This window comes from Streptomyces sp. NPDC046931 (assembly GCF_040644655.1).
Classification (GTDB): Bacteria; Actinomycetota; Actinomycetes; order Streptomycetales; family Streptomycetaceae; genus Streptomyces.
Map to the genome: position 1 here is coordinate 340,283 of NZ_JBEYWX010000005.1, position 7,325 is coordinate 347,607.

Annotated in this window: 8 protein-coding genes and 1 pseudogene; 3 read left to right on the forward strand and 6 right to left on the reverse strand. The window is 69.1% G+C overall.

What is annotated here, in order from left to right; translation table 11 throughout:
* Positions 1 to 6 precede the first annotated feature (6 nt).
* Positions 7 to 1,389, reverse strand: a complete 1,383-nt coding sequence (locus ABZ876_RS13615; RefSeq protein ID WP_361778991.1) for an FAD-dependent oxidoreductase — start codon at positions 1,387 to 1,389, stop codon at positions 7 to 9.
* Between the two features lie 74 nt (positions 1,390 to 1,463).
* Here ABZ876_RS13615 and ABZ876_RS13620 point away from each other — a divergent pair, with 74 nt between their 5' ends.
* Entirely contained in the window at positions 1,464 to 2,114 is a 651-nt protein-coding gene (locus ABZ876_RS13620; RefSeq protein WP_361778993.1) for a TetR/AcrR family transcriptional regulator C-terminal domain-containing protein, read from the forward strand.
* A 309-nt stretch (positions 2,115 to 2,423) separates the two neighbouring features.
* On the opposite strand, the pseudogene ABZ876_RS13625 reads toward ABZ876_RS13620, so the two are convergent.
* Positions 2,424 to 2,603 (reverse strand): annotated as a pseudogene (locus ABZ876_RS13625) (IS5/IS1182 family transposase); the annotation flags it as partial.
* Positions 2,604 to 2,637: 34 nt separating this feature from the next.
* Between ABZ876_RS13625 and ABZ876_RS13630 the strand changes: the two are divergent.
* Positions 2,638 to 3,195 (forward strand): GNAT family N-acetyltransferase, encoded by a 558-nt coding sequence (locus tag ABZ876_RS13630; RefSeq protein WP_361779067.1) that lies wholly within the window; start codon positions 2,638 to 2,640, stop codon positions 3,193 to 3,195.
* A gap of 136 nt (positions 3,196 to 3,331) precedes the next feature.
* On the opposite strand, the gene ABZ876_RS13635 is transcribed toward ABZ876_RS13630, so the two are convergent.
* Positions 3,332 to 3,805: a GNAT family N-acetyltransferase gene (locus tag ABZ876_RS13635; RefSeq protein WP_361778996.1), complete on the reverse strand. Its 474-nt coding sequence runs from the start codon at positions 3,803 to 3,805 to the stop codon at positions 3,332 to 3,334.
* 348 nt (positions 3,806 to 4,153) lie between these two features.
* Positions 4,154 to 5,104: an RNA polymerase sigma factor SigJ gene (gene sigJ, locus ABZ876_RS13640; protein ID WP_361778999.1), complete on the reverse strand. Its 951-nt coding sequence runs from the start codon at positions 5,102 to 5,104 to the stop codon at positions 4,154 to 4,156.
* Positions 5,105 to 5,205: 101 nt separating this feature from the next.
* Between sigJ and ABZ876_RS13645 the strand changes: the two genes are divergently transcribed.
* Complete coding sequence (locus ABZ876_RS13645) at positions 5,206 to 5,580, forward strand: hypothetical protein (RefSeq protein WP_361779002.1); 375 nt, start codon at positions 5,206 to 5,208, stop codon at positions 5,578 to 5,580.
* 53 nt (positions 5,581 to 5,633) lie between these two features.
* On the opposite strand, the gene ABZ876_RS13650 is transcribed toward ABZ876_RS13645, so the two are convergent.
* Together ABZ876_RS13650 and lexA are read right to left on the reverse strand one after the other, a co-directional pair.
* Positions 5,634 to 5,777: a hypothetical protein gene (locus ABZ876_RS13650; RefSeq protein ID WP_361779005.1), complete on the reverse strand. Its 144-nt coding sequence runs from the start codon at positions 5,775 to 5,777 to the stop codon at positions 5,634 to 5,636.
* Between the two features lie 572 nt (positions 5,778 to 6,349).
* Positions 6,350 to 7,021 carry a transcriptional repressor LexA gene (gene lexA / locus ABZ876_RS13655; RefSeq protein WP_361779008.1) on the reverse strand — a complete coding sequence of 224 codons (672 nt, stop codon included), beginning with the start codon at positions 7,019 to 7,021 and terminating at the stop codon, positions 6,350 to 6,352.
* Positions 7,022 to 7,325 lie beyond the last annotated feature (304 nt).

A 7,325-nucleotide genomic window follows, 5' to 3' on the forward strand; every position in this document is an offset into this window, starting at 1 on the left:
AGTCCGCTAAGGGATCCGGTGCGCCCCCTCGGCCCCCACTCGCCCCGCGTACTCCGCCAACCCCTCCGTGGTGTCTCCCGCCCAGCCCACGTAACCGTCCGGGCGGATGAGAAACACCCCCGCGCCGTACCCCTGTGCCGCGTCCGTGCCGGCCGTCAGCAGGGTCCAGTGCGGCCCCCGGAACGCGTCGAACAGCCGTACCCCGTCCACCGTCCCGTCAGGTGCGCGGTCGCCCGCCCTCACCGGGCCCGGGGTTTGACGGGTTTCCTCCGTGAGGGACGAGGTCCGGTAGCCGAGGCCGAGCTGACGGGTCGCCTCACCACGACGGGTCTCGCCGCGGTGAACACTCGTCGAAAGACCGAGCATGTCGGCGGCGATCGGGCGCCGTTCCTGCTCGTAGGTGTCGAGGAGTGAGGCGGGCACACCGTTGCGCAGTACCACGCCCAGCTTCCAGCCCAGGTTGTACGCATCTTGCACGCTGGTGTTGAGGCCCTGGCCGCCGGCCGGTGAGTGGACGTGTGCCGAGTCCCCGACGAGGAAGACCCGGCCCTCTCGGAATCGGTCCGCCAGGGCGGCCCGCAGGCGGAAGTCCGAGGCCCACCGCACATCGGTCACGTCCTCGGGGGTGAGGTGCGAGCGGGCGGCGACGAGCTTGCGTATGGCGTCGAGGGACAGGTCCACCGCAGTGCCTTCCGGGTACTGTGCCGCGAGCTGGAAGTCCTCCGTGCCCGCGAGCGGGCAGATCGCCATGAAGCCGTCGCCCTGCCCCGTTGGCGGGAAGACGTGCCAGTTGTCGCGGTCCAGGCCGGTGATACGGAGGTCCGCCACCAGCATGGTGCTCGGATCGACCGTCTCGCCGGTCATGCCGATGCCGAGCGCCCGGCGCACCGCCGAGCGGCCCCCGTCGGCGGCCACCACATAACCGGCCCTCAGGTCGGCGCCGCGGGCGAATCGAACGGTCACCCCGTCCTCGTCCTGCACAAGGCCGACCACCTCCCGGCGGAAGGCGACCCGCCCGCCCAGTTCCTCCAGCCGCGCCAGCAGGATCTCCTGCGTGCGCCACTGTGGCACCATCCACGGTTCGGTGAACGGCGAGTCCTCCGTCGGCTCGGCCGGGTCGAACATCCGGCGCTCGCCCATGCGCCGTCCGTCCTGCCAGATCATCCCGGCCGGGTAGGCGCCTCCAGCCGCGCGGATCGCATCGAGGACGCCGAGGTCGTCGAAGACCTCCATGGTGCGCGGCTGGATTCCCTTGCCTCGCGAGCCGGGAAACAGCCCGTCGGCCCGCTCGACCACGAGGGCGTCCACCCCGCGCCGGGCGAGGTCGATGCCGAGGGTCAGCCCACTGGGGCCCGCACCCACCACCAGGACGTCCACCTGTGCAGCCATGCCGCCCACGCTCCTTAACGTCGTTAAATTCCGTTGGGCACGACGATGGCCTTAACGGCGTTAAGCTGTCAAGCGTGACTGCGAACCGACGTGTGCCCCTCGACCGCAAGAGGGTCGCGGACGCCGCCCTGAACCTCCTGAACGAGGTGGGCCTCGAGGGCCTGACGCTCAGTGCCATCGGCCGCGAGCTGGGCGTCAAGGCGCCTGCCCTCTACTGGCACTTCAAGGACAAGCAGGCGCTGCTCGACGAGATGGCCACGGAGATGTACCGCCGGATGGTCGCCGGGACGCCACTCGACCGCACCGACACCTGGCAGGAGCGGCTGCGCAAGTCCAACCACGGCCTGCGCGAGGCGCTGCGCGCCTACCGCGACGGCGCCAAGGTCTTCAGCGGCTCACGCTTCACGGGGGTCGAGCACGCCGAGCAGATGGAGGACACCCTGCGTCTCTTCACGGCCGCCGGTTTCACCCTCGCCCAGGCGGTTCGCGCGACCGCGACGACGTACCTCTACACGATCGGCTTCGTCACAGAGGAGCAGGGCGTCGAGCCACTGCCCGATGAACGGCGCGAGGGCTTCGACGTCGAGGAACGCGCCCGGACGATGGCCGACTTCCCGCTGTCCGCCGCCGCAGGCGCCGAGATCTTCGCGGATTACGAGCGGCACTTCACAGAGGGGCTGGAACTCGTGATCGCCGGCATCGCGGCACGGTATGGAATCGACTGACCGGGAAACAGGACGCCTTCGGTTTCCTCACGCGCTTGGACTGTGGATTGTCACCCGTGGTCGGTAGTGGGTGGTGCGTTCCTGATGCGAAGATCTGGCGGCGGGCGACGTGACACGGCCGCAGCTGTTGAAGCCGCGGAGCACACCCCTCGGTCGTACCGCCGGCGCCCGAGGGGCCGCCGGAGATCCGGTTCCCCCAACGCCCCAGCGCCGGCCGCCCGTTCGCGTGGCGGACTCGATGCCTTTGCGGGCCATGCAGTGCAGCGGCTTCGGGCCGAGGCTGTAGTGGGTCTTGGCGCCGAGGATACGCAGCGACAGGGGCAGTCGGTTCCGGTCCCTGATCAGATGGATTTTCGATCCGCTCTTGCCTCGGTCGGTCGGTTTCGGTCCGGTCAGCAGCCCCCCTTGTGCCGCCCGGACGCTGGCGGAGTCCATCGCGCACCGCGACCAGTCCAGCGCGCCGCGGGCGCCGAGCTCGTCGATGGCGGAGAGCCCATGTGTAATCCAGAATGATTGGATGGTCATGCTTGAGACTCCGCGTTTGATCCTGCGTCGCTGGCGCGAGGAAGACGTTGCGCCCATGGCTGCCATCAATGCCGACCCCGAGGTCATGCGGTGGATCCGTGACGGCAGCGTCCGTGACGAACAGCAGACTCGCGGCGGGGTCCAGGCATGGGAGAGCGAGTGGGAGTCACAGGGCTTCGGCCTGTTCGCCGTGGAGATCCGGTCCACTGGCGGGCTGGCCGGATTCACCGGCCTTTCGGTGCCCGACTTCTTGCCGGAGGTGCTGCCGGCCGTTGAGGTCGGCTGGCGGCTGGGGCGTTCACACTGGGGCCAGGGCTTGGCCACCGAGGCCGCTGCGGCCGCTGTACGGTTCGGGTTCGAAGAGCGAGGGCTGGAGCGGATCGTCAGCATCACTCAAGTGGGCAACGACGCCTCCGAACGGATCATGACCAAACTGGGGATGCATCCGGTCCGTGAGACCGTGAATCCCACCTGCGGTCGGCGAGTACGGGTGTTCGAGTTGTCGTCGGACCAGTACCTCACAACCACTCGTCGATGGCGGCAACGGGGACGGTAGCCGCGGGCTTCTTGCCCCCCGGCGACAAAGGCTCCAGCACCGCCCGTTGCTCGTCCGTCGGATCTCCACGTGCGACGAACCAAGGTCATCCCACGACTCACGTACTGGGGAGCGATTACCGGTGACGGCTGGTGGCTCAGGGCCGCGAGACGTTGAGCGACAGTTCTCGGTGGAAGACGGCCATAGCCCGGCCGGGGCCGTTGTAGTCGTCGACGATCTTCGTGTCGAAGCCCAGGCTGCGATGAAAGGCGATCGAGCCGGTGTTCTCAACTGACGTGATCGCCTTCAACGTCCGTGCACCGTGACGTTCCGCTGCTTCAGCGAACGCCGTGTACAGACGACGCCCGAGACCGGTGCCACGGGCATCATCCCGCGTGGCGATCAGATGCACGTACCCGGTGCCGTCTGGGGTGACGAACCCGAAGATGTAGCCACGAATTCCGTCCTCGGCCCGGGCAACCAAACAGGTGGAACCGAATTCCTGCACCAGGGCCAGCAGGTGCAGCGACCGAAGGTCGCGTTCGCCCCAGTAGCGGGGGTGATCAGTCAGGACCTGGTGGAAGTCGGCCACCGCGGCCGGTGCGATGTGTATCCCCATGATGACGATCATGGCAGGCGCCCTCGCCGTTACAGGCGAAGGTCCACACGGGTTGGGCAAGTTGTGACGCAAGCCTGCCCCGTGCGGTCTGTTCCCACCCTGCCCTATCCGGGGTCTCCCGCGCACAGTTCGGCGAGTCGTTCGAAGAACTCGCCTCCAAGTGGCAGGCCGCCCGTGAGTCGGCCTTGCGTGAACGGCGGGGGGGCGGGGACCGCAGGCGGCCTGTTGGTACCGGACCCAAGCAACGTCGGGTCTTCGTCGACCGGCTCCTTGTCACGCTGGTGCACCTGCGGCTGGGGCTGCCGTACGCCGCTGCACCAGCCGACCAGCCAGGCCAACACGTCCCGTACTCAATCGCTCTCAAAGTCGTAAGATCTGCTTTCCATACACGCCCCAGCCCTCCAGCACCCACGGTCGCAGCTTCTCCGGGTTGCGGACCGCCCAGATCCGGGTGACGCGCCCGTCGGAGACGACGAACGAGGCCACGGTCATGACGACGCCGGCACGCAGGGCCACCAGGCCCGGCACACCGTTGACCGACCGCACCAAGAGTTCGAGCCCCGGAGCCTTGTCGGCAATGGCGACCATGTACTGGGCGATGCGCGCGCCGCCCTCGACCGGTCGCAGGACGGTGCCGACCATGCCGCCGCCGTCGGCGGTCATCACGGCGGCCGGGTTGAGAAGACCGACGAGGGCTGCGATGTCCTTGGTCTCCCACGCCTCTTTGACGTGCCTCACCACGTCGGCCTGGCCGGTCGCCGTCACCGGAGCGCGCGCGACGCCCACCCGCCGCCGGGCGGAGGCCGCCAGCTGCTTGCAGGCCGCAGGGGTCCGGCCGAGAACGTCGGCGATCTCGGCGAACGGGTACCGGAAGACGTCGTGAAGGACGAACGCCACCCGCTCGGCGGGCGTCATCGACTCCAGGACGACGAGGAAGGCCATGGCCACCGACTCGTCCTGGACGATCTGGTCGGCAGGGTCTGAAGGGCCGGTGGGGTCGGCGCCGCCCGCGTGGTCCCACTCGGTGCGGTCGGGCAGCGGCTCGGGCAGCCACGCGCCGACATAGCGTTCACGGCGGGCCCGCGCCGAGCCGAGCAGGTCCAGGCAGATGCGGCTGGTCACCGTCGTCAGCCAGGCGGCGGGGGACAGGATCTCCTCCTGCCGGCTTCGTGACAGCCCGTACCAGCGTGCGTAGGCATCCTGTACGGCGTCCTCGGCCTCGGTTACCGAACCCAGCAACCGGTAAGCGACATTGATCAGTTGGCGTCGCTCGCCGGCTATCTCATCTGTGCCGGCCCCGACAGTCCCCATGCTTCCGACCGCCCCCTCGCCTTACCTTGCGCCAGCCCGCGTCGTCGGACTGGTGAGACCTTATCGATCTACTGCCCGAGGGCGGAAAAGGGGACTGTGACATGGCTACTCAGGTGACGGCGACGGCGAACGCACAGCGCAACTCCTCCTTCCTGCAGATCGCGATCGCCCTGCAGACCCTGACCATCTTCCTTCAGGCGGTCTCCGCCGGACTGCTGCTGACCTCGTCCTACGGAGAGACGCTGCACAGTGTCGGAGCCCGTGTGATGTACGGGGCGTCGATGCTGTACGTGCTCGCGGCGGTGCTGGCGTGGAAGCCGGGCGGCGGCTCGCCCCGGCCTGTCTGGCACGCGTCAGGATTCCTCGTACTGGCCTCGGTCCAGGTCGTGCTCGGCATCGCGCACATTCCGTCGGTCCATCTCCCCCTGGGCGTCTTGATGTTCGGTCTGAGTGTGCTGGCGCTGGCTCGACGCTGAGGTCGGATACAGGGCCCGCCGGGATCAACCAGTACTCCAGCCGTGGATTGTGATCACAACGGGGAGACTCCGAGCGCGGCGCCGAGTCGGCGCATGAGGGTCGCGGTGCCCTGGACGGCACCGATGTCCTGCATGCTCGCGGTGTTGCGGGCGGCGAGGCTGAGGGCCTGTGAGTTGAGGCCGCCGGCGAGCGGCACGCGTCAGCGCCGTCTCTAGTACCGCGCGGGGTTGTCGGCTGCGTGGGATCCGGCTGGCGTCGGATGTGGGGCCGGGAGGCGACGTCGTTCCGGGTGGGGATCGACGAGGAAGGCGGCGAGGAGTTCGTCGCGCATGACGGGGAGAGGTTCGCGAGCCAGGGCGGCGGCGTGCCGGCGCAGCCGGGTCGGTCCGGCTTCGAGGCTCTCGAACCTCCGGCGGATGCCCGAGCCTGGCTGGACACCCAGCACTCGCCATCGCGTGCCGCAACAAGGGTTGGACCAGCCGACTGTGCCAAGTGCCACTGGCGACACTGCGGCAGGACGACTCCGTCGACTCGACCACGACGCCTTCGCCGAGGGGCTCGCCGAAGCCCTCACCGAGCACGGCGGCTACCCGGGGCGAACCGGCGGCGCCGCGCGCCCAGGCAGCACTCGGACCGCCCGCGATGGCATGCCTTGCCTACGACCGCGGATTCCCGGTCGCTCCGAAGCAGCCGAGCCTGCCGGCCTATCTGCTCAACCGCCGACGTGCTGGAGAAATCCCCTGACGCACCATCCACGGGCCCGGCGGGTCAGAGAACGCGCAGGACGCCTACGACCTTGCCGAGGATCTGTACCTGGTCGCCGGGGATCGGGTCGTAGGAGGGGTTGCGGGGCATGAGCCAGACCTGCCCCTCTTGGCGCCGCAGCACCTTGACCGTCGCTTCGTCGTCCAGAAGAGCGGCGACGATGTCGCCGTGGTCGGCGCTGTCCTGACGGCGCACGGCGACGATGTCACCGTCACAGATCGCCGCGTCGATCATGCTGTCGCCGGATACCGTCAGCGCGAAGAACTCTCCTTCGCCGACCAGCTGGCGCGGGAGCTGGTAGACGTCCTCCACCATCTCCTCGGCGAGCAGGGGCGCGCCGGCCGCGATCCGGCCCACCAGCGGCACTTCCACGGGCGGCTCCGTCCGAGGCGCGGTGTCGGGGGCCTCGGGTGCCCGTACGCGGTAGGCGCGCGGCCGGTGAGGATCGCGGTACAGGATTCCCTTGCGCTCCAGCGCCATCAGCTGGTGTGCGACGGATGAGGTGCTGGCGAGTCTGACCGCCTGGCCGATCTCGCGCATCGACGGCGGGTAGCCCTGCCGCTCGACCGTGTCGGTGATGAAGCGCACGATGTCCTGCTGCCGGGTGGTCAGCTCTCCCTCGGCGGACCGGGTGCCCGGCGGCCGCCCCCGGCGCGCTGGCGTGTTGTTCTCCATCCGGGCACCTCCGTACAAGATCTTAGAGCGCGACTTTAACCCGCGACCCCCCACAAATGGAACACTCTTTCTACTATCGAGTGTCGTGGAGCCGTATGCGCCGCCACGGCATGAGCTCCGGCCTGCGAGGGTCCCGGCCGGCGAAGGCGCCGCCCCGGGGCCGATCCGTCCGGGCGGCCCTCACCGCCGCTCGTCGGCCCAGGCGGGGGCGAGGGTCCAGCGTGGGCCCTGGGGGCTGTCCTCGATGACCAGACCCGACTGGTTCAGCTGGTCGCGGATGGCGTCCGCGGTGGCCCAGTCCTTA

Bases quoted from the DNA above. Each gene is read 5' to 3' on its own strand.
- ABZ876_RS13615 (WP_361778991.1), bottom strand. From the start codon at position 1,389: ATGGCTGCACAGGTGGACGTCCTGGTGGTGGGTGCGGGCCCCAGTGGG.
- ABZ876_RS13630 (WP_361779067.1), top strand. From the start codon at position 2,638: ATGCTTGAGACTCCGCGTTTGATCCTGCGTCGCTGGCGCGAGGAAGAC.
- ABZ876_RS13635 (WP_361778996.1), bottom strand. From the start codon at position 3,805: ATGATCGTCATCATGGGGATACACATCGCACCGGCCGCGGTGGCCGAC.
- sigJ (WP_361778999.1), bottom strand. From the start codon at position 5,104: ATGGGGACTGTCGGGGCCGGCACAGATGAGATAGCCGGCGAGCGACGC.
- ABZ876_RS13645 (WP_361779002.1), top strand. From the start codon at position 5,206: ATGGCTACTCAGGTGACGGCGACGGCGAACGCACAGCGCAACTCCTCC.
- lexA (WP_361779008.1), bottom strand. From the start codon at position 7,021: ATGGAGAACAACACGCCAGCGCGCCGGGGGCGGCCGCCGGGCACCCGG.